Here is a 24006-nt window from a genome sequence, read left to right as displayed (position 1 = left end):
GCCGATCGCAGAAGCCAGCGGCGCAGGAGAGAGCGCGGCGGCTAACCGTCGGCGACGAGCCGCGCGCGGGCGCGGTGAACGAGCGCCTGGACGGCGCGGTGCGACTCGTCGCGCACCTCGCCGACGTCCTGGCCTACCGTGGCGATGGGCGCGCCGACCTCGATCGCCACCGGGATACGTCGCGCACGGCTCACCCGGGCCATGTGCGCCGTGAACGACTCGTCGACGTAGGAGGACTCGGCGCCGCCGTACACGAGCCCCACAGGGACGATCTCCGCGCCGACGCGGCAGGCCGCGGTGAAGCCGCCCGCGCGGAACGGCCGCACCTCATCTCCGGAGAACGTGGTCCCCTCGGGGTAGACCATCACACCACGGCCGCCCTTGAGCGCGGCGCACATCGCCTGGACGACCGCAGAGCCGCTGCGCTTGCTGGAGCGGTCCACGAAGAGTGTTCCGACGCGGCGCGCCGCCATGCCGATGACCGGCCATCCGGCGAGGTCGGCCCGGCTCACGACCGTGGCCTCGAAGAAGGCGAGCGTGATCATGATGTCGAGCGCGGAGCGGTGGTTCATCACGAACAGCCGGCCGACCCCGGCGGCGTCGCGCCCAGGGCAGTACCCGGCGCCCGCCGGATCGGCCGCGCCGGCGGCGCGCTCACCCTGGAAGAGGCCGCCCGCACGCACGTCGAGCCCGTAGAGCTTCAGGAGCGCGCGCCCATACCGGCGCATCCATGTGTGGAGGACCACTTCGCGGTCGGCCGCGGGTGAGATCGCTGTGTCGACCTCGAGCAGGCCGTACATGCCGAAGGTGAGGCCGACGAAGCCGGCCGTGCGGAGAGGGAAGCGGAGGGCGTCGAGTGGACGAGCGCTGACCATGCGTCGGATGTCCTGCCCGCTCGGGGCGATCGGAGGCGGGGCGATCGTTCAACGAGGGCTTCAGCGAGGCGGAGGCGCCGGGCGCGCCCCGGATCGCGCGGCGAGAGCGCCTGCCGGCGGTACCCTATTTCACGCTTGCGCTCGGAGAAAGAGCCGTCACCCGCCCGTGGCGGGAGCTCCCTCGAGCAGTCGCTTCAGCACATCGTTCACGACGGCCGGGTTCGCGCTGCCCCCCGTCTTCTTCATGATCTGACCGACGAAGAAGCCGAACAGCGCGGTCTTGCCGGCGCGGTACGCCGCCGCCTGCTTCTCGTTCGCGGCGATGACCGACGCGGCCACGGCCTCGATCGCGGCGGCGTCGCTCATCACGGCCATGCCCTTGTCGCGGACGATGTCGCCGGGCGCCCGGTCCGTGCCGGCCATCTCCATGTAGACCTCCTTGGCCTGCTTGCCGCTGATCGCGCCCTCGTCCACGAGGCGGAGCAGCGCGGCCACCTGCCCGGGGGCGACCGGGAACGTCGCCGTGAGCCCCGCCGTCCGGGTGTCGCGCAGCACCTCGCCCTGGACGAAGTTCGCGACCTTGACGGCGTCGCCGTGGAGGCGCGCGGCCTCCTCGAAGAACGCCGCGATCTGCGGGTGGCCGGTCAGGACCGACGCCGCGTACGGGGTGAGGCCGAGCGACTCGGTGAAGCGGCGCCGCTTGTCGGCCGGCGGCTCCTGGAGCGCGCCGCGCACGTCGGCGAGGAACGCCTCGTCCACGACGAGCGGCGGCAGATCCGGCTCGGGGAAGTAGCGGTAGCCGGACTCGTTCTCCTTGTCGCGGAGGAGGTACGTCTCCTTCTTCTCGGCGTTGTACCCGCGGGTCTGCTGCCGGACGCGGCCGCCCTGCTCGATGAGCGCGATCTGCCGCCGGATCTCGAGATCGATCGCCTCGGCGACGAAGCGGAACGAGTTGATGTTCTTGAGCTCCGTCCGCGTGCCGAGCTTCGTCTCCCCCGCCTTGCGGACCGAGACGTTGGCGTCGCAGCGGAAGCTGCCCTGCTCGAGGTTGCCGTCGTTCACGCCGATGAACATCAGGATCTCGCGCAGCCGCTTCAGGTACTCGGCCGCCTCCGCGCCCGAGCGGAGATCGGGCTCGCCGACGATCTCGATGAGCGGCGTGCCGGCGCGGTTGAGATCGACGACCGACAGGCCGCCGATGCCGTGGAGGTTCTTGCCGGCGTCCTCCTCCATGTGGACGCGCGTGATCCCCGCCCGCGTCTTGCCCGCCTCGGTCTCGATCTCGAGCTGGCCGCGCAGCGCGAGCGGCCGATCGAACTGGCTGATCTGGAACCCCTTCGGCAGGTCCGGGTAGAAGTAGTTCTTCCTCGCGAAGACGCTGCTCTCCTGGACGGCGCAGCCGAGCGCGAGCGCGGCGCTCACCGCCATCCGGACCGCCTCGCGGTTCAGGACCGGGAGCGCCCCCGGGAGACCGAGGCAGACAGGGCACGTGTGCGTGTTCGGCGGGTCGCCGAAGCTGGTCGCGCAGCCACAGAACGCCTTGGTCCGGGTGAGGAGCTGCGCGTGGACCTCGAGCCCGATGACCGCCTCGAAGGAGCCGTACGTCGTCGCCATGACCCGCCCTTCTAGCAGAACCTCGGCCGGGCGAGAGGCGAGATGCCCGGCTCAGTGATCCGCGTGATCGCGCGACAGGCCAGGGTGCGTCGGGTCGCCGGGCTCGTGGCGCGTGTTCGCCGTCAGCCGCGAGCCCGAACGATCGGAGAGGCTCATGAGGAGATCGCGCCTGTAGATGAACTGCTCGCGCGAGTCGTAGGGCACCGCGTGGAGGCCGGTGTCCATCCGGATGGCGTCGACGGGGCACGCCTCGACGCAGAAGCCGCAGAAGACGCAGCGGAGCTCGTCGATGACGAAGCTGCTCGGGTACCGCTCGTAGCCCTTCCGCCGATCGCCGTCGGGGTACTCGGCCGGCTCGATCGCGATGCACTGCGCCGGGCACGCCGTCGAGCAGCAGAGGCACGCGACGCAGCGGGGCGAGTTGTCCTCGCGCAGCGTGAGCCGGTGGATGCCCCGGAAGCGCTCCGGGTAGGGGCGCTTCTCCTCGGGGTAGCTGATCGTCGTGACGCCCGGCTCGAGCGCGTTCAGCACCGGGTCGGGCTTCTGGCCGAGCACCATCTCCTTCGTGTTCTTGAAGAAGTGCTTCATCGTGATCCCCAGGCCCTTGACCATCTCGGGGATGTAGGCCTGGACGTCGGCGCTCCGGGTCGGGCGCGGGATGGGCTTGCCGGCGATCGGCCTGCCGGCCGGCTTCGTCCACGTGTTGCTGGGGGTAGCTCTCGCCATGAGATCCTCCTCTACGCCTGCTGCGGCGACGCCTTGGTGCCCCCCGCCGCGGCAGCGAACCGGGACGAGGTGGAGTTGACGGTGCGCTGGCGCTCGACCGGCTCGAGGAGGCCGGCGATCAGCGCCACGACCGCCGCGAACCCGCCCACGGCGACGATCGCGTGGGTGACGTCGGCCGCGACCTGGAGACCGCCGACGAGCCCCGCGGGCGCCGAGTCGACGGCCAGCACGACGATGCCCGTGACCATCATGTTGACGATCGTGAGCGGCAGGAGCTTCGTCCACCCGAGCCGCATCACCTGGTCGTAACGGAAGCGCGGCAGCGTCCAGCGGAAGAAGACCTGCACCCACGCCATGAGGATCGTCTTGCCGAAGAACGCCAGCACGTACGTCAGGCTCACGGCGAAGTGGGTCATCTTGTACTGGAAGAGCGTCGCGTCGCCGAAGGCGACGTTGATGCCGTCGCGGTCCAGGAACGGCAGGTGGTAGCCGCCGAAGAAGAGCGTGACGAGGAGCGCGCTCGACGTGATGAGCTCCACGTACTCGCCGGTCATGAACATGCCGAACTTCATCCCGGAGTACTCGACGAAGTAGCCGGCGACGATCTCGCTCTCGCCCTCGGGCTGATCGAACGGGATGCGCTTCGTCTCGGCCGCGAGGGCCGCGAGGAACAGGATGAACGCGAGCGGCTGGACGAAGATCCCCCACGCGTGCTCGGCCTGCCACTGCACCATGTCGCCGAGCCGGACGCTGCCGTAGATGATGAAGAGCCCGACGACGCTGAGGCCCATCGCGACCTCGTAGCTGACCATCTGGCTCGCGGCGCGGAGGCCGCCGAGCAGCGAGAACTTGTTGTCGCTCGCCCAGCCGGCGAGCGCGGCGCCGATGATGCCGGTGCCCGCCATCGCGAAGATGTAGAGGATGCCGACGTTGAGGTCCGCGACCTGGAGGTTCACGACGTGGCCGCTGCACGTGAACGCCTGGTCGACCGTCCGCTTGAGCAGCGGGAGGTCCCCGAAGCCGAAGACCCCGTCGCCGTTGTCCTCGAAGCAGAGCTTGTCGCCGAACGGGATGACCGCGAACGTCACAAGCGCCGGGAACATCGCGAGCAGCGGCGCGAGCGAGTGGAGGAGCCGGTCGGCGTTCTTCGGGATGAAGTCCTCCTTCCAGATCATCTTGATCGCGTCGGCCGCGGCGTGGAGCGTGCCGAGGAGCCGCAGCGGGATCTTACCCTCGGGCACGCGCAGGGCCGCGTAGGCGCCCGTGACGAGGAGCAGCGCGCCGAGCAGCACGCACGCGATCCGCGCGACGACGGGCGCCGCCGAGAGCGGGATCGCCTGCGTCAGGAAGAAGACCGCGACGTGGGCCATGACGCCCCCGTAGAAGATGCTGCGGGGCTCGACGCGGGCGAGCGCCTCCTCGGCCGGGTTGATCGGGCCGCCGCTGCGGGCCGACGCGCAGAACACGATCAGCCCGAGCCAGGCCACGGCCACCGCGAACTGCGCGGCGGCCACCATCGTCTCGGCCGCGGCCGGCGCGGACGCCGGGCGCGTCGCCGTGAACACGGAGAGCGCCGCGAGCAGCGCCGGGGGGAAGAACACGATGCCCCGCACGACCAGGGACGGCAGGTAGACGACCGCCCGGTTCGGGCCGACGCGGTCCTGCACCATCGCGCCCTGGCGCCGGTCGGCCCAGGTGGCGATCGCCGCCATGTTCAGCAGGAACAGGACGACGATGAGTATCTTGACGATCGCGAGAGCGAGCTCGACGCTGGTCATGCCGTGGCCTCCGTCTTCTTCGGCTCGACCCGCGCGCCGTCGGCGACGGCGGGCGCCGCGCCGAGCGCTGCGGCGGGCGCGGCTGCCCCGGCTGCTCCACCAAGCGCCGCGCCGGGCGGCATCGCGCGGCGGAGCTCGGCCAGGGTCTTCCACCCGGTCTCGTACCCGAGCGCGCGCCCCAGCCGGCCGATGAGCTCCCAGGCCGGGCGCGCGTCGCCGTGCGGGAGCAGCGCCCGCTCGCTCCGCTGCGCCAGGCCCTTCCCGTTCACGTACGTCCCCTCGGCCTCGGCCCAGGAGCACGCCGGCAGCGCGACGCGCGCGGCCTTCGCGAGCGGCCCCTCGTGGGCGGCGATCGTCACCACCCCCTTCAGCCGCGAGAACGCCCGCTGCGCCTCGCCCGCGTCGACCTCGAGGTCCGACCCGAGGGCGACCACGTACGCGTAGTGCCCGGACGCGATCCCCTGGAGCAGCTCCGCGACCGGGCGCGGCGGGGTCGCCGCCGCGATCTGCACGGCGCCGCGGGTGTTCGGGTTCTTGTCCTCGCTGATGAGGATGTCGTCGCCCTCGCCGAGCGGCTTGCCGGACACGAAGAAGTCGGTCGCGCCGAGGTACGTCGTGGCGAGGTGGTAGAGCGCGAAGTTGTCCTCGTTCGAGTGCTGCGCCGACAGGACGATCGCGACCTTCGACGGGTCGTCGCCGTGGCCGGCGAGCTGCTCCTTGGCCGCGGCGAGCGCGTCGTCGAGGCTCGCGTCGTCGTTGCCGACGAGCGCCGTGAGCAGCCGCCCCTCGACCGCGTGCCGGTACGAGAGCATGCCCTCGTCGCACATCCAGTACGTGTTGACCGCCATGTTCTCGCGGGGGCGGTGCCGGTACGGCGTGTTGTTGCGCGGATCGTAGTCGAGGTAGGCGTTGCAGCCGGTCGCGCAGCCCTGGCAGACGGTCCGGGCGCTGCGGAGGAACCAGACGCGCGCCTTGAAGCGGAAGTCGCGCGACGTGAGCGCGCCGACCGGGCATACGTGCTCGGTCATGAGCGTGTAGTTGTGGTCGAGCTCGCGCCCCGGCGAGACCGTGATCTCCCCGAGGTTGCCGCGCTCGCGGACGGAGAGCACCGGATCCCGGGCGAGCTCGTTGCAGACGCGGATGCACCGCGTGCACACGATGCAGCGCTCGGCGTCGTACACGATGGTCGGGCCGAAGGTGACCGCCTTCGGCTTGTGCACCGGCTCCTGCCGCATCCGCTTGCCCTTGCGCTGGTGCTCCAGCCAGTAGTCCTGGAGGCGGCACTCGCCGGCCTGGTCGCAGATCGGGCAGTCGACCGGGTGGTTCAGGAGCAGGAGCTCCTGCACCGCCGAGCGCGCCTCGGACACGTGGTCGCTGTTGTCGGACAGCACCTCCATGCCGCTCGCGCAGGCCATCTGGCAGGCCGGCTGGAGCTTCGGCTTCGCCGCCGGCACGTAGTCCTGCTTCGCCGCGTCCCAGCGGAGGATGTCGAGGCTCATCGCCGGCCGCCCCGGCGGCGGCAGCACCTCGACGAGGCACATCCGGCAGTTGGCGGCGACGCTGAGGCCCGGGTGCCAGCAGTAATGGGGGATGTCGATCCCGGCGCGGTGCGCCGCGCGGATGATCGTGTCACCGCTCTCGAAGGGGATCTCCCTTCCGTCGATCTTGATCGTAGGCATCGTGCTCTCGATTCCCGGCGGGGCCGCGGAGGGCCCTTGCTTTCCTAAGTCGATGACGGGAGCGCTCCTCGCGCCGTCGCTAGTGGTCGCACTCCCCGCCGATCATGTTGAGGGAGCCGAAGGTCGGCACGACGTCGGGGATCATCAGCCCGGTGATGAGCTGGGAGAGCCCCTGCGTCGTGGCGAAGCACGGCGGACGGATGCGGACGCGGTACGGCGTGCCGCTGCCGTCGGACACCAGGTAGAAGCCGAGCTCGCCATTGCCGGCCTCGGTGTACGAGTAGCACTCGCCCGCGGGCACCTTGATGCCCTCCATGACGATCTTGAAGTGCTGGATGGTCGCCTCGATGGTCGTGTAGACCTCCTCCTTCGGCGGCAGCACGATGCGCGGATCGTCGATGTTGACGGGCCCCTCGTCGGGCATCTGCTCGAGCGCCTGCTCGATGATCCTCCCCGCCTGGCGGATCTCCTCCTGGCGGCACATGAACCGGTCGTAGTTGTCGCCCCGCGTGCCGACCGGCACGTCGAACTCGAAGCGGTCGTAGACCATGTACGGGTTCGCCCGGCGCACGTCGTACGGCACGCCGGTCGCCCGGAGCACGACGCCTGTCCAGCCGAGCGCGAGCGCGTCCTCCTGCGAGATCTGCCCGACGCCGTCGAGGCGATCGAGGAAGATGCGGTTCTTGAGGATGAGCTTCTCGGCGTCGTTGATGAGCGCGAGCACGCGCGCGAGGCCCACCCGGACCATCGCCTTGAAGTCGGCCGTGGGCGGCCGCGCCATGCCGCCGACGCGGCCGAAGCTGTGCGTCAGGCGCGCCCCCGTCTCCTCCTCGAAGATCTCCCAGAAGATCTCGCGCGCGCGGCACAGGTAGAGGAACGGCGTGAAGGCGCCGAGCTCCATGGCCATGGCGCCGCTGCAGATCATGTGATCGCAGATGCGCGCCATCTCGCCGAGGATCACGCGGTAGTACTGGCAGCGCTCGGGCACCGTGACGCCGAGCATCTTCTCGACCGCCAGCGCGAAGCCGACGTTGTTGAGCATCGGCGAGACGTAGTTGAGCCGGTCGACGTACGGGAAGACCTGCGACCACGTGCCGCGCTCGCACATCTTCTCGAAGCCGCGGTGCAGGTAGCCGATCTGCACGTCGGCCTTGTTGATCGTCTCACCGGACAGCTCGAGCACGATCCGCACCGTGCCGTGCATCGCCGGGTGAGACGGCCCCATGTTGAGGAGCATCGGCTCGCTCGGTAGGTCGAGCTCGGCCTCGTCCAGCTCGCGATCCAGGGGTTCCATGGGTCAGCTCCGCTCCTCCAGCGCGCCCGCGCGCTTGCCGTTGCTCACGGCCTCGTCTCCGTCGATCGACGCCCCGGGGCCACTCCGCGCGAAGTCGTGCGACTGGCGGCCGAAGCTCATGCCCTCGTCGGGGCCGAACGGCGGCAGCTTGCCGGTGTTCGGCACGTCCCGGAACGGGATGAGCGGCTGGATGCGGTTGGCCGGATAGTCCTTGCGCAGGGGGTGCCCCTCGAACTCCGGGTACATCAGGATGCGCCGGAGATCCGGGTGCCCCTTGAAGACGATGCCGAGCAGGTCGTAGCACTCGCGCTCGAACCAGTTCGCGCCCTTCCACACCGGGACGATCGAGTCGATCTCGGCGCCGTTGCCCTCCTCGTCGCCGACGCGCGCCTTGATCCGGACGCGGTGGTTGCGCTCGAGCGACCGCAGGTGGCAGACCACCTCGAAGCGGGGCACGTCGCCGCGCCAGAGGTAGTCGACCGCGGTCAGGTCGACGAACATGTTCATCAGGGTCCGCGGGTCGTTGCGGAGGAACAGGGCGGCGTCGCGCCACACGGCGGGATCGAGCACCGCCGTGTCGTCGCCGAACTGCGAGTGCGTCTCCAGGACGGCGCCCGGGAACTGCGCCGTGAGGAGCTCTAGGACCTTCTTGCTCATGGCAGGCTCCGCTCCTTGCGCTGGAGGGCGATGAGCTGCTCCGTCGTCTGCGCAGGGTCCTCGCGCGGCTTGACGATCGCCGGCGTGCGATCGCCGCGCGCGATCTTGTCCTGGAGCAGCATGAGGCCGTCGAGCACCGCCTCGGGGCGCGGCGGACAGCCGGGCACGTAGACGTCGCAGGGGATGACCTTGTCGATGCCGGCGACGGTCGTGTAGTTGTCGTAGAAGCCGCCGCACGAGGCGCACGTGCCGAAGGCGAGCACCCACTTCGGGTCCGCCATCTGCTCGTAGATGCGGCGGAGCGCGGGCGCCTGGCGCTGGCTGATGGTCCCCACCACCCAGAGCAGGTCGGCCTGGCGCGGCGAGAAGCGCGGCACCTCGGCGCCGAACCGCGCCATATCGAAGCGCGGGCTGGCCATCGCCATGTACTCCATGCCGCAGCACGCCGTCACGAACGGGTACTGGAACAGCGAGTACTTCTTCGCCCAGTTCAGCAGCGCGTCCACGCGCGTGGTCGCGAAGCCGTGCTCGGAGCCCTCCACCACCCGCGTCGAGGGCCCACCGGCCTTCATTTCTCCCATTCCAGAGCTCCCTTCTTCCACACGTACACGAGCGCCACGACGAGTAGCGCGATGAACGAGCTCATCGTCGCGAGGCCCGTCCACCCGAGGGAGCGGAACTGGACCGTCCACGGGTAGATGAGCACCGCCTCGATGTCGAACACGACAAAGAGGATCGCCGTCAGGTAGAACTTCACGCTCGGCTTGACGAATCGCCCGCCCGTCGACTCGCTGCCGCACTCGTACGGGATCATCTTCTCGGGCGTCGGGTTCTTCGGGCCGAGCAGCGACGTCAGCGTGAACATCGCGAGCGCGATGATCGCGGCGACGAGAAACAGCAGGAACAGGGGGATGTAGGTGGCCATCGAGAGAGCACTCCTACGTGTCGAGCCCCTGGAGGGGTCGACCACCTCGCCGAGGCGCGCGGCGTCTCGGGACGAGACCTCGGGGCCCGCGGCCCCGAACCATGCAGTCCAAAAAGGTGAGAGCGACGCGGCGATGCTGCCTGAAGCAGCAAAAATCCGAGCGATCCCGGCTTAATCCGCGCCGGATCTAGTCGGCCGCCGCGGGGGTGTCAATGGAGGCGGTCAGCGGTCGGTCAACCAACGCGCGGGCCGCGATCCTAGGAGCGGTTCGCGGCCAGGACCAGCCCTCGCCACGCGGTGAGCGCCGTCCCCAGGGTGGCCTCGATCTCCCGGATCTCCTCCACCATGTCGGCGTCCGCCACGCCCACGCTCCGCGCCTCGCGGACGCAGGCGAGGGCGGCGACGAACTTTTTGCGCTGCACGAACGCCCGCGCGAGCAGCGGCCAGATCTGCTTCGGCGGGGCCCCGAGGTTGGCGGCGCGCCGGAGGGGGCCGATGGCCTCGCCGGCCCGGCCGTCCTCGAGCATGGCCTCGCCCAGCCGGCGGAAGATGTCGCCGGCCGCGGCCCCGTCGTGCGCGTACTGGACGGCGAGGCGCATGACCTCCTCGCCCTGGTGCTCCTCGCCGAGCTTGACGCACGCGGTGCCGAGGAGGCCGAGGCCCTTGGCGATCAGGCTGCGGGCGTCCGGGGTGAGCATCTGCCCCTCGGGCGTGCGCAGGAAGATGGCGAGCGGGGCCGGCCAGGTGCCGAGCAGCTGGATCACCTTCGGGAAGTCGCCGCGCTGCGAGGCGACCTCGGCCTCGGCGACCTTCGTGAGGTCGATGGCGGAGCGCGCGCCGGCCGAGGCGCGCTCGAGCTCGTCGCGCACGTGCGAGCGGATGCGGGCGCGGAACTCGTTGAGCTCGTGCGTCTCCTCGATGCCGTCGCGCAGGAGGAGGAGGCGCGACGTCTTCCCCTCGACGGCGAGCTTGCGGAGGCTGTAGCCGTAGAGCGGGGCGAGCAGCAGGTAGCGGACGCCGATGTGGAGCTGGATGCCCTCGAGGTCGGTGTCCCGCTCGGGCGCGGGCGGCGTCGTGTCCTCCGTGAGCAGGGCGCCGACGAGGCGGTGGCGGAAGTCCGCGAGCGTGAGCCGCTGGACGTCGCCGTCGATGTCCTCCTCGCCCGGCGGCGCGATAACGAAGTCGACCAGGGTGTTGTCCGGGTTGCGGCGGTCGACGGTGAGCGCCGTGATGCGGGCGCCCGTAATCATCGAGAAGGCAAAGAACGCCTCACCCACGATCTCGCAGAGCGCCTGGAAGCTGCCGATGCCGTCGCCTATGCGCTCGAACCAGCCGTCGGTCCTAACGGCATCGAGGGAGAACACGCGTTCCTTTGGCATGGTTCGACCCGGATCACAGGGGCGCGTCCCGGACGACGGGCGCAAGTCCCAAGGGGGCCGAGACTCGCACGGGCGGGCGCCGCTCTCAAGAAAACTCCTAGGGCGCGCGTCGCGTCGTTCACTGCCAGGGCCGCCCGCCATCCATCGCTCCCGCCCGGTCCACCTGCCCCCACGTGCGGCGATCCCCACCCCCCGACCGAAGCCGCGCAGCAGCCGACCCACCCCAGCGCCCCGCGCTCAGGCTTCCCCCGGCCCGCAGATGCCCCGCCGAGCGGGGCGCGCCCGCTCAAGGAAGCTTGGCGATGTTGAGGGTGAGGGTGCCGGAGGAGGAGGGCCTGCTGTCGCCGATGATCGTGATCACCTGCCCCGCGGTGAGGGGCACGGTCACGCGCGAGGTGACCCCGTTCGTGTTGTCGTTGCAGGCGAGCTCGCGGCCGGCGCAGCTATCGCCGTCGTGCACGTGAAGGACGGTGTCGAACGTCGACGACAGCGTGTCGATGACGTAGGTCCCGTCCGCCGGCGCGGTGAAGCGATAGACCCTGTCATTGCCGCTCGACATGGTGCAGCTCGGCGTGCCCGAGTTCGGCTGGTGCAGGGTGGAGCCCATCTCCGTCCGCGGGACCGTCGAGCCGAGGTCGATGGGGGTCTCGCAGGTGCCGTCGCCCTCGAACAGGCCGATGTTGAGCGTGAACGCGCCCGTGGCCGCCGGCCCGGAGCCATCCACCACGACGACGGTCTCCTGCCCCGCGACGAGCGGCACCACGACCCGCGACTGGAGGCCCGTGGTGTTGTCGTTGCAGCCGAGCACCTCCCCGCCGCAGGTGCCGGCGTGCACGTGGACGAGCGTGTCAAAGCTCGATCCGAACGTATCGAAGACATACAATCCGTCGGACGGCGCCGTGAAGCCGTAAGCCACCTCGGCCCCGCCGACCTTGCCGCACGGCGCGGCCGCGAAGTCGCTGCGATCCAAGGTCGTCCCCCTCACGGTCTGCGGGACGACCGGCTCCAGCGCGTTCGCCGGGCACGGAGGGGCCGGGGAGCCGCTCACGTTGAGCGTGTACGCGCCGTGCTTCCCGCTCGCGCCGTCCACGACCACAACCGCCGTCTGCCCCTGCGCGAGGGGCGTGGACACCTGCGACTGGTACGAGCCCTCCGCGTCGTCGTTGCACCCCAGCGAGGCGCCCGTGCAGCTGCCGTCGTGAACGTGGAGCACCGTGTTGAAGGTCGAGCCGAGCGTATCGAATGTATACCGGCCGGCGATGGGCGCCGTGAAGCTGTAGCTGACCTCGGGGGAATCGCTCATGGAGCAGGCCGGCTGGAGGACCCCGTCGAGGCCTGACGTGTGACCCGTGACCGTCTGCGGGTAGGTGGAGCCGAGATCCGCCATGGGGCACGCGGGCGGAGCCCACGCGGCGACGTTCAGCGTATAGGGCCCACGCGCGCCCTCGAAGCCGTCGATGACCGCCACGACCTTCTGGCCGGCGCTGAGCTCCACCGTCGCGCGCGACTGCGACCCTCCTCCCGAGTCGTCGGAGCAGGTGAGCACGTCGCCATCACACGCGCCATCGTGCAGCTCCAGGATCGTATTGAACCCGGAGCCGAAGGTATCGAATACATACTTCCCGGCCGCCGGCGCCGTGAAGGCATAGCTCGCGTCGGGGCTGTCCGCAGCTCCGCACCTCGGCCTGATCGCGTCGCCGAGGTGCTCGGTGTTGCCGGTGACGGTCGTCGGGAGCGCAGCGTCGATCGTCCACCCAGGGCACTTCGGCGGCGCGGATTTCGCCATGTTGAGCGTGAAATCGCCTTCCCCTCCGTCGAAGCCGGTCACGACGACGAGGACCGGCTGGCCCGCCTCGAGGACCGCGCGGACCCGCGATTGGCCGACCCCGGGGGCGAGGTCATCGTTGCAGGCGAGCTGAGCGCAGGTGGTCGCTCCCAGCACCCCGATGGCCGTATCGAAGGCGGACCCGACGGTGTCCAGCGTGTATGTCCCCGCCTCGGACGGCGTGAAGCGATAGACCCGCTCCGACGAACCGGCGGCCACGCACGCGAGATCGTAGTTCGTCTCGCCGCTGATGGTGGTCCCCGTGACCGTCTGCGGGAACGTGTCGCTGAGCTCGTCATACGTGCCGAGGACGCAGGTGCAGGCGCCTGCCTGGCAGAGCGCCCCTCGCTCGCACGCGACGCCGCAATCGCCGCAGTGGAACGGGCTCGTCTGCAGATCGGCGCACGAGCCGCCACAGTCCGCGAGACCGTCGGGGCAGGTGCAAGCGCCGTCGACGCACTGCTGCGCAGGCGCGCAGCTGGATCCGCACTCGCCGCAGTTGAGCCTGTCGCTCCGCACATCCACGCAGGCGCCGTCGCACTCGGTGAGGTCGCCCGCGCAGGCGCAGGAGCCGTCCGCGCAGACGCGCCCCTCCGCGCACGCGACGTCGCAATCGCCGCAGTTCCGCGGGTCGATCTCGACGTTCACGCACCTGCCCGAGCAGTCGGTCTGGCCCTCTCGGCACCCCTCTCCGCCCCCGACGCCGGATCCTATATCGCCGCCGCCCTCGCCGCCGCCGCCCTCGCCGCAGCGCCCCTCCACGCAGCGCTGCCCCTCTTCGCAGGCGTCGCCGCACGCGCCGCAGTGCTCGGCGTTCGCCTGGAGCTCGACGCACTCGCCATTGCACCGCGACAGCCCGTCGGCGCACTCGCCCGACGCCTCGGGGCTCTCGGCGCAGGACGCCGCGAGGACAACCCCCGCGGCCAGGAGCAGCGCGGCGGACGACAGGGCGGACCTGGGGCGCAATCCGGATCGGTTCATAGCCATCCTTGGGGGGTGCCTTGCCGTTCGAGGCGAGCGGATAACGAGGCGCGCGCCAGGATACGCCTGCGGCCGACGCATCCGCAACCGGCGGGGGCGCTCGGCCGGCTGCGCGCAGGCCGATCCGCGGCCCGGACCGCGCTCGCCGCGCCGGGGAGAGGCGCCCTCGCCAGCTCGACGCGACGGACGCCGTCGTCAGGCCGGCTCCAGGGCACATGCGGCGCTGACTCAGAGCTTGGAGATCTTCAGCGTGAAGTCGCCAGACGCTCCATTATACCCATCGACGACCACGGTGATGGTCTGATTGGGGGCGAGATCGATCTGCACCTTCGACGCTCGTGTGCCGCTCGGATCGTAGTTGCATTGTTGCTCGGTGCCGCCGCAGCCACCCGTGTGGACGTGAAGGACGGTGTTGAACGACGAGCCGGCCGTGTCGATGACATAGGTGCCGCGGATCGGGGCGGTGTAGGTGAACACCGCCTCCGGAGAGGACACGAGCGCTGCGGACACGCATTTCGGCCTCACCGCGTCGGGTTGGCCGCGCGTGGTGCCGGTCCTGGTGACGGACAGCGGCGATCCGAGGTTGATGGCCGTCGCGCAGGTCCCCGGGCCGGTGAACCGGTCCACCTGGAGCACGTAGTCGCCGGAGCTCGTGGCGCTGCCGTCGACCACGGCGAGGACGGTTTGACCGGCGGCCAGGCTGAGGGCGACACGCGACTGCTGACCGTCCGTGTTGTCGTTGCACCCGAGCGACGTCCCCGTGCAGCTGTCCTTCAAGATCTGGAGCAGGGTGTCGAAGCTCGATCCGAACGTATCGAAGATGTAGAGCCCAGCCACCGGCGCGGTGAAGCGGTAGATCATGTCCGGAGCATTCGAGAAGCCGCAGCTCGGGCGAACGGACTCGGGCCGCTCCTCGGTGCTCCCCGTCACGACCTGCGGGGTGACGGAGCCGAGATCGATCGCCGTCGAGCAGGTGCCGCCGCCCGAGAACCGCGCAATGTTGAGCGTGAAATCGCCCGATGCGCCCGCGGCGCTGCCGTCGACCAGGAGGACGATCGTCTGCCCCTCGGCGAGCTCCAGCGTCATCCGCGACTGCTCACTTCCCGCCGCGTCGTCGTTGCACGCGAGCACGGCCCCGGAGCAGCTGCCGTCGAGGACGGAGAGGACGGTGTCGAGGCTCGATCCGAACGTATCGACGACGTAGGTGCCGGCCGCGGGCGCGGTGAAGCTGTAGGTCACCTCGCCGGCGCCGCCGCTGCCGCAGCTCGGGCGCAGGACGTCGGCCGCATCCGCGGTGGTCCCTGTCACCGTCTGAGGCACCGTCGACCCGAGATCGAGCATCGGGCACGGAGGGACGAAGGTCTGGCTCACGTTGAGCTTGAAGGCGCCGGAGGCGACTGCGGCGTAGCCGTCCACGACGACGGCGACGGTCTCTCCCTCGCGGAGCACCCTCTTCACCTGCGATTGCCGGCCAGCGGTGTCGTCGTTGCACGCGACGCTCTCGCCGCTGCATGTCCCCTCGTGGACGTGCAGGATCGTGTCGAAGGAGGAGCCGAAGGTGTCGAAGGTATAGAGCGCGGTCGCCGGCGCGGTGAACCCATAGGTGACCTCGGGGCCGCTGTCGCTCGTGCAGGGCGACGGGAGGATGCTCACGCGATCCGGAACATCGGTGGTGCCCGTCACCGTCTGAGGAAACGTGGCGCCGAGCGTGAACTCCGGACATGGAGGCGGCACGTACTCGCTGACGTTGAGCGTGAATCGCCCGGATCCGCCGTCGATGCCGTCGACGACCGCGACCACCGTCTGGCCCTCGGCGAGGTTCACGACGATGCGCGACGTCTCGGCTTCCATGGCGTTGTCGTTGCAAGAGATCAGCGTCCCTGAGCAGGACCCCTTGCGCAGCTCGAGGACGGTATCGAACGTGGAGCCGGACGTGTCGAAGATGTACCTGCCAGCGCGCGGCGCGGTGAAGCTGTAGCTCGCGTCGGGGGTGTCGATTGAACCGCAGCGGGTCGAGACGGCGTCGCCGAGCCCCCAGGTGTCCCCGGTGATCGTCTGCGGGAGAGCCGTCGCGATGCTGTCGAGCGGGCACGCCGGCGGCGCCACGCGGTCGACGTGAAGGGCGAAGTCGCCTTGCGCGCCGTCGTAGCCCGAGACGACGAGGAGGACGCTCTGCCCTCCCTCGAGGGCCACCGAGGCGCTGCCGGTCGCGGCTCCCCCGCGATCGTCATTGCACGCGAGCTCCTCGCAGGCATCGAAGTCCAGGACGCCGATGGCGGTGTCGTAGCTCGATCCGGCGGTGTCGAACTTGTACCTGCCGGCCTCCTCCGCCGTGAACCTGTAGACGAACTCGGTCGAGCCGGCGGCCATGCAGGCGAGCGAGAAATAGGTCTCCGCGCCGACCGTGGTGCCTGTCAGGCGCTGCGGGACCGTCGAGCCGATGTCCTCGTAGTCGCCTACGGCGCAGGCGCACGCGCCCCCCTGGCAGAGCAGCCCCGGGGCGCACGCCGCGCCGCACGCGCCGCAATGCGCCGGGTCGACGGCCAGATCGACGCACCTGCCGCCGCAGACCGCGAAGCGCTCATCGCAGAGGCACGCCCCCTCCACACACGTCTCGTGGAGGGGGCAGCGGGCCTCGCAGCTCCCGCAATGCAGCGGATCGCTCTCCACGTCCACGCAGCCGCCGCCGCACTCGGTGAGGCCGGAGGCGCAGCGGCAGGCGCCGCCCTCGCACCGCTGTTCGGCGGCGCATTCCTGGCCGCAGCCCCCGCAATGGGCGGGGTCTGTCTCGAGGTCGACGCAGCCGCCGCTGCACGCCACGAGGCCGGGGGCGCACAGCGCGCCGCCCGCGCCGCCCGTCGAGGAGGCGTCCACGCCCCCCGCCCCGTCCACCCCGTCCACGCCCCCCGCCCCGCCGACGCACACGCCCGCCTCGCACCGCTTCCCGCTCGCGCAAGCGCCGTCGCAGCCGCCGCAGTGGTCCGGATCGACCTGCGTGTCGAGGCACGCTCCGCCGCACAGCGTGAGGCCGTCATCACACGGCCCGTCGGACGAGTCCCCCGCGCAGGACGCGGCGTGGGCGAGGAGGGCCGCGACCGTCAGCCAGAGCGCCATCGACGACGGCTCGAACCTGGCGCGCAATCCGGGGTGACTCATGAACATCCTTCGGCGGACAGGCCGGCCACCGCGTGGCTCCGAGAGATCCGGCGTCGAGGATACGCCTCTTCGCTTTCGCTCTGCAATCGGCCGTCAGGCGGCCGGGAAGTCCGGCACCGGCGCGGTCTCGTCGGATGTCGGCTGACGCGCCTGGATGGCCTCCAGCGCCACGGCGCCCGTCTCGGGCCCCGACGCGTCTTCGGCCTGGGGACCGAGGAAACGAGCGATCGGCTCGAAGAGCTCGACGCCCGTATAGGCGCCGACGGCCAGATCGCCGTGACCGTAATCTTCCCGCGCTCCGAAGTCGCGCCCTAGCACGAGAAAGCGCTTCGGCGTCTCCGGGCGATCGCGCCCCCATGCGTCGAAGGCCGCGCGCACCGCCGTGGCGGGGGCGATCCTGTCGGCGCTGCCCGCGATGAACAGGGCCGGCGCCGCGACCGAGGCGAGGCCGTCCAGGACCCTCTCGCCGTCCACGCGGATCTCCCCGTCGCTCGCCATCCAGGCGGCGAAATCGGCGTTCAGCGCAGCAGGGATGTCTTCGATGCAGTTGACGAGCGCGAGCCGCGTGACGCCGGGAGGCACGTTGCGCGGGTTGGCCACCGCGTGATGGATGGGCGTCGGCAGCCACTCCGACGCGAACGCGAAGCTGCGTGCCATGAGGCGGAGCGGGACGCCCGGCAGCAGCCGGCCCGGCAGGAAGCGCATGATGCGCACCGGCGTGGTGAGCCGGCCAGGCGAGCCGACGATGACGACGCGGCGGACCCGATCGCCGGGGACGCTCCGGCCGAGCGCGGCATAGAGGAGCATGCCCCCCATGGAGAAGCCGACATAATCCAGGGAACGGGCGCCGGTGCGCTCCAGGATCGCCTCGATGGCGCAGGGAAGATCGTACCGGACCATGGCGGAGAACCGGACGCTGCGGCGCTCGGCGCGGGTGAGGAGGCGGCCGCTGCGCAACGTCAACAACCACACGTCGCGTCCGAGCGTGGCGAGGTGGCGAGCCAGCGAGTAATCGGGGTGGATGTCCTGGTTTCTATGGTTCGCGGCGATCCCGTGGACCAGCAGGATCGGCGGCAGGTCCGGCTGCGCCTCCACGCCGTCCGGGCGTGGGACGCGGCGGATCTCGATGGGCGCGCCATCCTCGGTCCGCAGGACCTCTTCCACGCTGTACTCGAGCGGCAGGGTCAGCCGCTTGACCCAGTAAAGGAGGTGTGCCCAGAGCCCGATCGCCGCCAGCACCGTGAGCGCCAGCGCCACCAGGAGGGTTGCCCCGAATGTCCAGACCATACGGTCAATCTACCTGCTGGCGCTGCTTCCGCATGCGAGCAACCTCGACATTCTTTTCACCAAGATGGACGGAATACAGACCAGCCGCTCGTCGAGGCCGCTCACCTGTTCGCTCCTCTGGATGATCATGAATCGATGGGAACAGCACGTTTCACGATCATCTCCTGCGCGCGCGAAAAAGTCACACAGCGCTCCGGAATCGACTCCACCCGACTGCGCGCGGGGCGACTGCCCCTGGCGGAAACGCACGTTGGCAACGGCTCGTTTTCCCTGGGATTCGCGTCTCGCAGGGACATGACCATGTGCCCAGGCCTACCGCGGCGCGAGATCGAGAGCTCCAGCACAGGCGTGCACAAAGGTTCCAGATCTACCAGCCCGGAACGTGGCATGCGGATCGCAATACACGAGGGCGAGGAGAGAGCTGGCAAGGGTTCCGTAAGCACCCCGGAAAGGGGGCACGGCAAGAAGAACGTCGCAGCAGAGCTCGGGGGGGCTCCGTTGCGGCGCTCTTCTTGCCGTGCTGTCTGCCGAACGGCCGCGCTCATGCGCCTGCCGGGGACAAAATGAAAAAAGCGCCTCGCGGACCTGGGGGGGGAAGGTCTCCGCGACGGCGCTCGCCCACCATTTTGCAGGCTCTGTGCCGCCCCATCCAGATTAGAATTTCGAACACTTACACCAACGATAACCAGTCACTATTGCATCCTTGCAAATCACGGTTGCAATCTGATTCAAATTCGAAGGACCTCACGCTCTCGAACTGATCAGGCAAGTAACTGTTCCGGACGGAAATCCGACGTACAGGGCGTGCTCACTCGTCCCAGTGACGGCAGACCGGCTTCACGCCGCACCCCTCGCAGCGGACCGGATCGCGCCGCGACGGGCATTGCTGGAGCATGCCGAGGTGGCAGAGGGCGAAGTCGTACTTGACCGGATCGGCCGGATCGAAGCCGCGGAGGGCCGCGGTGATCTCCTCTGCCGTCTTCCAGGTGGCGCCCCTGCGATCGGTGAGCCCGATGTTGTAGCCGAGCTTCTCGATGTGCGTGTCGACCGGGATGAGGAGGGCCGACGGGGGCACCGGCCACAGGCCGAGGTCCACGCCGTCGGCGGGGCGGATCATCCACCGCAGCAGGAGCATCAGCCGCTTGGCGGCGCTGCCCTTCTCGGGATCGGGGAGGATGTGCGCTGCTCCGCGGTCGTCCGGACGCCGGTCGAGGCCGCCGGCACGTCGGATCGCCCGCACCCACGCCCCGAGGGCCTGGCGCAGGTCGCGGGTGCGCGAGAGCTCGGCCGCAAAGGCGGCGCCGAGCGAGCCCGAGGCCCGCTGCACCCGCCGGGCGCCGACGATCAGCCCGGCGAGGTCGCGATCGCGGTAGATCCGGTGCCGGAAGCCGCGCAGCCGCGCCGAGACGGCGCGGGCGTCGTCGGCGGTGAGGGCGATCTCCGGCCCGAGGCGGTCGAGCGCCTCGCCGATCTTGGCGTAGAGCGCCTTCACGTTGCCGAAGGCGAGCGACGCGGCGATGAGCGCCACGAGTTCCTGATCGGCCGGGTCCGTGTAGCGATGGACGAAGGAGACCGGGTCTCGCGCGCGGCGCTCCTCGACGGCGCACCGCGCGCGCACCCCGTCGAGCGCCGCCTGGACCGCGGCGCCCCGCGCGGCGTCCGTCCGCCGGGGCGCGGCCTTGACCGCGGCGTCGCCCGCCCGGGGCGCGGCCTTGACCGCGGCGTCGCCCGCCCGGGGCGCGGCCTTGACCGCGGCGTCACCCGCCCGGGGCGCGGCCTTGACCGCGGCGTCGCCCGCCCGGGGCGCCGCCTTGACCGCGGCGCCGCCCGCCCGGGGCGCGGCCTTGACCGCGGCGTCGCCCGCCCGGGGCGCCGCCTCGCCGCGCTTGCGCGCCCTCACGGCGACCCCGCGTCCGGCGCCGGATCGGCCACCACCGGCTCGGCGTTCGCCGCGCCCTCTTGCGCCTCCCGGTCGTGCTCCAGCGCGGGGAGCGACACGACGAACGCGCTGCCGCGCCCGTCGTCGGTGAGCGGGCTCTCGACCCGCACGGCGCCGCCATGGCTCTCGGCGATGTGCTTCACGAGCGCGAGCCCGATCCCGCTGCCGCGCACCTGCCGCTCGCTCGCCCGCCGTCCGCGCGCGAAGCGCTCGAAGATGTGCTTCTGCTCGTCGGGATCGATGCCCGGCCCGCGGTCGCTCACCCGGATGGCGACCCGCCTCGCCTGGCGCGTCAGCGCGGCGAGGCGCCCCCCGCCCCCGCCCTCGACCTCCACCGCGACGGCGACGCGGCCGCCGTCCTTCGCGTACTTGAGCGCGTTGTCGAGCAGGTTCACGAGGGCGAGCTCGAGCGCGCGCGCGTCGATGAGCGCCTCGGGCAGGCCCTCGGCGATCGTGAGCTCCACGGTCATCTCCTCGCGCTCGGCGCGGTAGCGGTACATGTCGACGGCGCGCGTCGCCACCTCGGCGACGCTCCCGCGCGCGAACTCGTAGGCGGCCTTGCCCCGCTCGACGCGGGCGAAATCGAGGACGTTCTCGATGAGCGCGGTGAGCCGCTCGCTCTCGCTCACGATGATCTGCAGGTACTGGCGGCGCTTCTCGTCGTTGGGGACGCGATCGCCGAGCAGGAGCTCGCCGAACATGCGGACCAGCGAGAGCGGCGTCTTGAGCTCGTGGGACACGTTCGCGACGAAGTCGCTCTTCAGCGCCGCGAGCCGCCGCTCGTTCACGGAGGCCAGCACCACGATCGCGAGCCCGGCCAGCGCGACGAGGGCCGAGAAGCCGACCATCAGGATCTCGATCAGGCGCTGCCGCTCGACCTTCTCGCCGAGCTCCTCGGCCGTGGTGAGCGCCATCTGGAGCCGCCAGTTGTAGAGCGTCGTCGGGAAGGGGCGCCCGACGGTGAACTCGCCGCCGATGATGGGCGGGCCGAACACGATGCGACCCTCCTCGTCGATGACGTTCATCCGGCTCTTCTCGCGATCGAGGTCGCGGAAGAGCCGGGGCATCACCTCGTGGACCAGGCGCGGCACCTCGTGCCACGCGACGATGAGGCACCTGCGCCCCACGTGCTCGCGCTGCCAGTAGCTCACGAGAAGGCTCTGCTGATCGATGACGTGGTGGAGGTGGCGAAGCTCGCCCGTGTCGCCGGAGAAGTTCATCTGCGGCAGGAGGCGGGCGAGCAGGAGCTTGCGGAACGCGTCGTCCTCCCGCCCGGACGCGCCGCGCGAGGCGAACGCGAGCACGTCGTGCGCCTCGTTGTCCATGTCGAGGACCAGGATGGCGCGCACGGTCGGCGTCTCGCGGGCCGCCGTGGGGAGCCACCGCCGCGCGATGACCGAGAGGTTCGCCACGTCGACGTGCGCGGCGACGACGTTGTCCTGGGCGATGATCAGCTTGTCGAGCCGATCGACGCGCTCGTCGGCGAGGGTGAGCGTCGCGTCGAAGACGGTCTGCTGCCGCGCCTTCTCGATCTGCAGCGTCGTGCGCAGGGCGATCCCGCCGAGCACGAGCACGGCGACGACGATGGCGGGGACGAGGGCGAAGTACGGGACGCGATGGCGCTGCCCGGCGGAGGGGAGGAGGTCCATCGCTCGGCTCCGCTAGCGGGCGGCCTTCTTCGCCCCCGCGGTCACGAGGCCGGGCTCGAGGACGACGCCGCGCGCGCCGACGAACTCGGCGAACTGCTGGCCGATGTAGGTGAGCGCGTTGCCGTCGCTCTCGGAGAAGGGCTTGCCGTCGAGCGGGTTTCCGATCTCGAGGAGGCCGAGGTAGCGGCCCGCGAGCTCGACGGGCGCGCAGATGACGCTCCGGAGCTCGACGCCGATCGCCTTCCACCGCTCGTCCATGACGCGCTCGTCCTTGGCCGCGTCGGGCACCACGACGGCGCGCCTCGACCGCATCGCGGCCAGCGGGAGCGGCGCCCGCTCGGACAGCCGGGCGAGGAGCGCGCTCTTGCCGCCGTACTGCCGGACGACGACGAACTCGCGCCGGTTGATGTCGAACAGCGACACGAGCCCGAGGGCGCACGGGATCTTGTCGAGCGTGAGCGCGAGGATGAAGTCGGCGCCCGCGAGGGTGTCCTGGAGGAAGTGCAGGTCGCTGCACGCCTCGAACAGCTCCGCGATGAGGTCGTCGCCGGAGAGGCGCCCGTTCTTCGGAGGGAAGGAGGACCGCCGACGCGGCGGGGCCGGCGTGGCGGCAGCGACCTCGGGCGCCTCCGGAACGAGCTGGAGACGTGGCAGCCCCTTCTGCTCGTCGGACGGCGCGGCGAGCAGCACCACATCGGGCGGCGGCGTGAGGGCTGGCCGCGGCAGGTCCGCCGGATACGCGGCGGCCGGCGGCGGCGCGTCCACAGCCGCCGCGGCGGCCGCAGGCGGCGTGCCGGGCGGCGCGGCGGCCGGCGGCGCCACGTCCGTCGCCGGCGCGGCAGCCGGCGGCGCGGCGGCCGGCGGCGCCACGTCCATCGCCGGCGTGGCAGGCGGCGCGGCGACCGGCGGCGCCACGTCCGTCGCCGGCGTGGCAGCCGGCGCGGCAGCCGGCGGCGCGGCGACCGGCGGCGCCACGTCCGTCGCCGGCGTGGCAGGCGGCGCCGCGCCCGCAGGCGGCGCGGCGGCCGGCGGCACGGCAACCGGCGGCGCCACGTCCGCAGGCGGCATGGCCGGCGGCGGCGCGGTGCCGCCGGTGCGCGGGCGGAACTGGATCTCGGGCTCGGCCGAGCGCCAGTCTTTCCAGGCGAGGGTCGCGAGCGGGCCGCGCTGAGGCCGACCGTCGAAGACGTGATCGAACACGGCGATATGGATGAACTTGCCCGGGCGCGCGTCGTCGATGCGCTGCCGGGCGCGCTCGAGCCGATCGACCAGCAGCGCGCTGACGAGATCGCGCGGGGTGCCGGTCGCGACCGCATAGACGAGCTCTCGGTACGTGAGCGGCGAGCGCTCGGACGGGTTCTCCTCGCGCTGCGAGATGAGCTGATACGGCGGCAGCTCCGCGGGCGCTCGCTCCGGCGCGGCGCCTCGCTCCGGCGCCGCGGCTCGCTCCGGCGGCGCATCCCGCCCCGGCACGGCCTCTCCGCCTTTCGCCGGCTGCGCCTGGGCGCCCGCTGGCTCCGAGACGAGGAGCGCGGTCCCCATCGAGATGAACGGAACCGTGGGCGCGATCAGACGCTTCCCTGCGACGCGCCCCGCAGGCTCGGCCGGCCTGGGAGAAGCCGCCCCGGCCGGGGACGCGCCCGCTGGGGTGTCGGTCCCGTCCGTCAGCGCCGCGTCGTCCGGGGCGCGCTGCACGACGTACCGCACGCGCGTCGCCGGATCGATCGCTCGGTAGCCGCTCTCCAGCAGATCCACCGAGAAATTGTTGAGCGGGCCCCCATCGCCGCGGAGCGCCCGGGCCTTCTGCAGCGCGGGCTGCCACTGCGGGGCCTCGACGCACACCTTCCTGCTCGGCGGAGCGTTCTGGCCTAACGACGAGATCTCGACGAACCAACGCATCGTTTGCGGTTCCAATCCGCGCTGGCGCTGACTGGGTGGCGCGCTCTGGCGCGAAGATCGTTCTACTCGACGCGCGCGAGAGGGGTCAACGCGCAGGCCGCATGGAAGCGCGCAGAGAGCGCGCGGACGCCTTTGGAGGATGGCGCGAAATCTTCTCAACCGGGACCGGTAAGAAGAATCGGGCCTGACCTGAAATCGCGCCCCCCGCGCCGCGAGTCGCCGCGGACGAACCCGTTCGTCCACTGAACGGCCGCGGGGTGTCCCCCGTGGCGGGAGGTCCCCCGCTGTCGAGCCGCGCCATCGCGCTGAAGGGGCCACTCCCCGTCGCTCGTCGCCGCGCGAT

Annotated in this window: 16 protein-coding genes; all 16 read right to left on the bottom strand. The window is 71.1% G+C overall.

Translation table 11 applies throughout. The features are described from left to right. Positions 1 to 41 precede the first annotated feature (41 nt). Positions 42 to 875, bottom strand: a complete 834-nt coding sequence (locus POL72_RS22845; protein WP_272097627.1) for a lysophospholipid acyltransferase family protein — start codon at positions 873 to 875, stop codon at positions 42 to 44. Positions 876 to 1031: 156 nt separating this feature from the next. After that, positions 1032 to 2489, bottom strand: coding sequence for an Asp-tRNA(Asn)/Glu-tRNA(Gln) amidotransferase subunit GatB (gene gatB / locus POL72_RS22840; RefSeq protein ID WP_272097626.1), 1458 nt, complete (start codon positions 2487 to 2489; stop codon positions 1032 to 1034). A 51-nt stretch (positions 2490 to 2540) separates the two neighbouring features. Next, on the bottom strand, positions 2541 to 3215 hold the full coding sequence (locus tag POL72_RS22835; RefSeq protein WP_272097625.1) for a NuoI/complex I 23 kDa subunit family protein: 675 nt from the start codon (positions 3213 to 3215) through the stop codon (positions 2541 to 2543). 11 nt (positions 3216 to 3226) lie between these two features. Next, complete coding sequence (locus POL72_RS22830; protein WP_272097624.1) at positions 3227 to 4993, bottom strand: complex I subunit 1/NuoH family protein; 1767 nt, start codon at positions 4991 to 4993, stop codon at positions 3227 to 3229. Next, positions 4990 to 6672 carry an NADH-quinone oxidoreductase subunit G gene (locus POL72_RS22825; protein ID WP_272097623.1) on the bottom strand — a complete coding sequence of 561 codons (1683 nt, stop codon included), beginning with the start codon at positions 6670 to 6672 and terminating at the stop codon, positions 4990 to 4992. Before POL72_RS22825 ends, POL72_RS22830 begins: the two co-directional genes overlap by 4 nt. A 79-nt stretch (positions 6673 to 6751) precedes the next feature. Further along, positions 6752 to 7966: an NADH-quinone oxidoreductase subunit D gene (locus POL72_RS22820; RefSeq protein WP_272097622.1), complete on the bottom strand. Its 1215-nt coding sequence runs from the start codon at positions 7964 to 7966 to the stop codon at positions 6752 to 6754. A gap of 3 nt (positions 7967 to 7969) precedes the next feature. Further along, complete coding sequence (locus tag POL72_RS22815; RefSeq protein ID WP_272097621.1) at positions 7970 to 8623, bottom strand: NADH-quinone oxidoreductase subunit C; 654 nt, start codon at positions 8621 to 8623, stop codon at positions 7970 to 7972. After that, on the bottom strand, positions 8620 to 9204 hold the full coding sequence (locus POL72_RS22810; protein WP_272097620.1) for an NADH-quinone oxidoreductase subunit B: 585 nt from the start codon (positions 9202 to 9204) through the stop codon (positions 8620 to 8622). Before POL72_RS22810 ends, POL72_RS22815 begins: the two co-directional genes overlap by 4 nt. Next, on the bottom strand, positions 9192 to 9548 hold the full coding sequence (locus tag POL72_RS22805) for an NADH-quinone oxidoreductase subunit A (RefSeq protein ID WP_272097619.1): 357 nt from the start codon (positions 9546 to 9548) through the stop codon (positions 9192 to 9194). The genes POL72_RS22810 and POL72_RS22805 overlap by 13 nt, the downstream gene beginning before the upstream one ends. Positions 9549 to 9805: 257 nt before the next feature. Next, complete coding sequence (locus tag POL72_RS22800) at positions 9806 to 10912, bottom strand: tetratricopeptide repeat protein (protein WP_272097618.1); 1107 nt, start codon at positions 10910 to 10912, stop codon at positions 9806 to 9808. Between the two features lie 301 nt (positions 10913 to 11213). After that, positions 11214 to 13733, bottom strand: a complete 2520-nt coding sequence (locus POL72_RS22795; RefSeq protein WP_272097617.1) for an MXAN_6577-like cysteine-rich protein — start codon at positions 13731 to 13733, stop codon at positions 11214 to 11216. Positions 13734 to 13961: 228 nt separating this feature from the next. Then, positions 13962 to 16889 carry an MXAN_6577-like cysteine-rich protein gene (locus POL72_RS22790; RefSeq protein ID WP_272097616.1) on the bottom strand — a complete coding sequence of 976 codons (2928 nt, stop codon included), beginning with the start codon at positions 16887 to 16889 and terminating at the stop codon, positions 13962 to 13964. A gap of 93 nt (positions 16890 to 16982) precedes the next feature. Continuing rightward, a complete protein-coding gene (locus tag POL72_RS22785) occupies positions 16983 to 18176 on the bottom strand; it encodes an alpha/beta fold hydrolase (RefSeq protein ID WP_272097615.1) in 1194 nt (397 codons plus the stop codon). A gap of 808 nt (positions 18177 to 18984) precedes the next feature. Beyond that, positions 18985 to 20076: a TIGR02757 family protein gene (locus POL72_RS22780; protein ID WP_272097614.1), complete on the bottom strand. Its 1092-nt coding sequence runs from the start codon at positions 20074 to 20076 to the stop codon at positions 18985 to 18987. Next, positions 20073 to 21764, bottom strand: a complete 1692-nt coding sequence (locus POL72_RS22775) for a sensor histidine kinase (RefSeq protein WP_272097613.1) — start codon at positions 21762 to 21764, stop codon at positions 20073 to 20075. The genes POL72_RS22780 and POL72_RS22775 overlap by 4 nt, the downstream gene beginning before the upstream one ends. 12 nt (positions 21765 to 21776) lie before the next feature. Further along, complete coding sequence (locus tag POL72_RS22770) at positions 21777 to 23663, bottom strand: GAF domain-containing protein (RefSeq protein ID WP_272097612.1); 1887 nt, start codon at positions 23661 to 23663, stop codon at positions 21777 to 21779. Positions 23664 to 24006: the final 343 nt, after the last annotated feature.

This window comes from Sorangium aterium, from assembly GCF_028368935.1.
GTDB classification, from domain to species: domain Bacteria; phylum Myxococcota_A; class Polyangia; order Polyangiales; family Polyangiaceae; genus Sorangium; species Sorangium atrum.
The sequence above is the reverse complement of the archived record's forward strand: the minus strand, read 5'-3'. Positions and strand labels throughout refer to the sequence as shown.

Excerpts from the sequence above, each read along its gene's own strand:
- POL72_RS22845 (WP_272097627.1), bottom strand. The coding sequence starts at position 875 with ATGGTCAGCGCTCGTCCACTCGACGCCCTCCGCTTCCCTCTCCGCACG.
- gatB (WP_272097626.1), bottom strand. The coding sequence starts at position 2,489 with ATGGCGACGACGTACGGCTCCTTCGAGGCGGTCATCGGGCTCGAGGTC.
- POL72_RS22835 (WP_272097625.1), bottom strand. The coding sequence starts at position 3,215 with ATGGCGAGAGCTACCCCCAGCAACACGTGGACGAAGCCGGCCGGCAGG.
- POL72_RS22830 (WP_272097624.1), bottom strand. The coding sequence starts at position 4,993 with ATGACCAGCGTCGAGCTCGCTCTCGCGATCGTCAAGATACTCATCGTC.
- POL72_RS22825 (WP_272097623.1), bottom strand. The coding sequence starts at position 6,672 with ATGCCTACGATCAAGATCGACGGAAGGGAGATCCCCTTCGAGAGCGGT.
- POL72_RS22820 (WP_272097622.1), bottom strand. The coding sequence starts at position 7,966 with ATGGAACCCCTGGATCGCGAGCTGGACGAGGCCGAGCTCGACCTACCG.
- POL72_RS22815 (WP_272097621.1), bottom strand. The coding sequence starts at position 8,623 with ATGAGCAAGAAGGTCCTAGAGCTCCTCACGGCGCAGTTCCCGGGCGCC.
- POL72_RS22810 (WP_272097620.1), bottom strand. The coding sequence starts at position 9,204 with ATGGGAGAAATGAAGGCCGGTGGGCCCTCGACGCGGGTGGTGGAGGGC.
- POL72_RS22805 (WP_272097619.1), bottom strand. The coding sequence starts at position 9,548 with ATGGCCACCTACATCCCCCTGTTCCTGCTGTTTCTCGTCGCCGCGATC.
- POL72_RS22795 (WP_272097617.1), bottom strand. The coding sequence starts at position 13,733 with ATGAACCGATCCGGATTGCGCCCCAGGTCCGCCCTGTCGTCCGCCGCG.
- POL72_RS22790 (WP_272097616.1), bottom strand. The coding sequence starts at position 16,889 with ATGAGTCACCCCGGATTGCGCGCCAGGTTCGAGCCGTCGTCGATGGCG.
- POL72_RS22785 (WP_272097615.1), bottom strand. The coding sequence starts at position 18,176 with ATGGTCTGGACATTCGGGGCAACCCTCCTGGTGGCGCTGGCGCTCACG.
- POL72_RS22775 (WP_272097613.1), bottom strand. The coding sequence starts at position 21,764 with ATGGACCTCCTCCCCTCCGCCGGGCAGCGCCATCGCGTCCCGTACTTC.
- POL72_RS22770 (WP_272097612.1), bottom strand. The coding sequence starts at position 23,663 with ATGCGTTGGTTCGTCGAGATCTCGTCGTTAGGCCAGAACGCTCCGCCG.